3 tRNA genes are annotated in these 1,348 nt (G+C 40.3%); 2 read left to right on the top strand and 1 reads right to left on the bottom strand.

Annotated features, from left to right (window positions below):
- Positions 1-123 precede the first annotated feature (123 nt).
- Positions 124-199 (bottom strand) — tRNA-Val (locus CWB78_RS18190).
- A 766-nt stretch (positions 200-965) separates the two neighbouring features.
- Between CWB78_RS18190 and CWB78_RS18185 the strand changes: the two genes are divergently transcribed.
- Positions 966-1,041, top strand: a tRNA-Ala gene (locus tag CWB78_RS18185).
- Between the two features lie 36 nt (positions 1,042-1,077).
- A tRNA-Glu gene (locus CWB78_RS18180) sits at positions 1,078-1,153 on the top strand.
- Positions 1,154-1,348 lie beyond the last annotated feature (195 nt).

The raw sequence follows: 1,348 nt of genomic DNA, 5'->3' as shown, positions 1-1,348 counted from the left end.
TTTAACCAGTGAACCTCGCCGTTACTTGTAAATAGCGGTGATGCTCTCATTTCTTGTAACTGAGCTAACGACCCATATTACAAATTTACACATGACTATTAACATAATAATAGATTTTATATGTGGTGGGTGATACTGGACTTGAACCAGTGACCCTCGCCTTGTAAGGGCGATGCTCTCCCAACTGAGCTAATCACCCACATATAAACAACACCACATTGCTGCGTTGTTGTGGGGCGCTATTATAGATAGACTTGTAAATGTGTCAACACTTGAATGATAAAAATGTGCTGAATGAAGCTTTTATAATCAATGCAATGCAAATAGTGTTCACTTTATCAACAAGGTAACATAAAACGAACAATAAGCAGCTTTGGCTAGGGGTTAAAATAACTATATTTATATTCACTAGAGCGAGTTCTGTTGCTTTTTAAGGATGAAAATTAATTCAATTTAGTGGTAATTGATTTGCCGAGTCAGGGTTGCAACCAAGAAATCAAAGTAAAGCTTTCTAGTTCAGATCATCCTGCCTATGTTATTCAATTGTTTAAACCACTCAAATTAGCAAGTTGTTTATCGCTTAGCATTGTTAAGCTTTACAATTAGCATTTAATAAAATCCAGCTAGGCTATGATGGAAGTAGGCCCGTTTTAGGAGAAAAGCAGTGATAACTCAATTTGCATATAAATGTATACCTTTTGAGTCCGATGTGAATAGGTGCTTTTAGTATTATAGGGTCGTTATGCTCAACTCAAACTTAAATGTGGCACACTTAACGAAGCTCATTGTTACTAAGTAGTATGAAAATCTACTTTTTAGCATGTATGATAGCCAGTTTGTTGAAAATTAAACCATTTAAATAATGTCGCACAAAAAACTGTTGACTTTATTTTGGGGGGTGCATAGAATGCGCCCCGCACTAAGCGATACACGACGTGGTTATCACCGAGCGTATTGAATAAGTTGGGGCTATAGCTCAGCTGGGAGAGCGCTTCGCTGGCAGCGAAGAGGTCTGCGGTTCGATCCCGCATAGCTCCACCAATTTTTAGTGTTTGTCCTAGGGTAGCAGTTTTCTGTGTCCCCATCGTCTAGAGGCCTAGGACACCGCCCTTTCACGGCGGTAACAGGGGTTCGAATCCCCTTGGGGACGCCACTTAACTTTTTAGTTAAAGGCGGTTTTACCGAGAAAATAGCGTAACACATAAAGCTCGAGTCTTTATTTGTACTATACGCCATTACCTTAAGAGCTCAGGATGTGAGTTAAACTAATCAATCGTCCTAGTGACACTTTTTAGTGTCCCCATCGTCTAGAGGCCTAGGACACCGCCCTTTCACGGCGGTAACAGGG

Source organism: Pseudoalteromonas sp. S1612 (assembly GCF_005887175.1).
GTDB lineage: Bacteria > Pseudomonadota > Gammaproteobacteria > Enterobacterales > Alteromonadaceae > Pseudoalteromonas > Pseudoalteromonas undina.
Note: the sequence above shows the minus strand (reverse complement) of the source record. Positions and strands in the feature narration are given on the sequence as shown.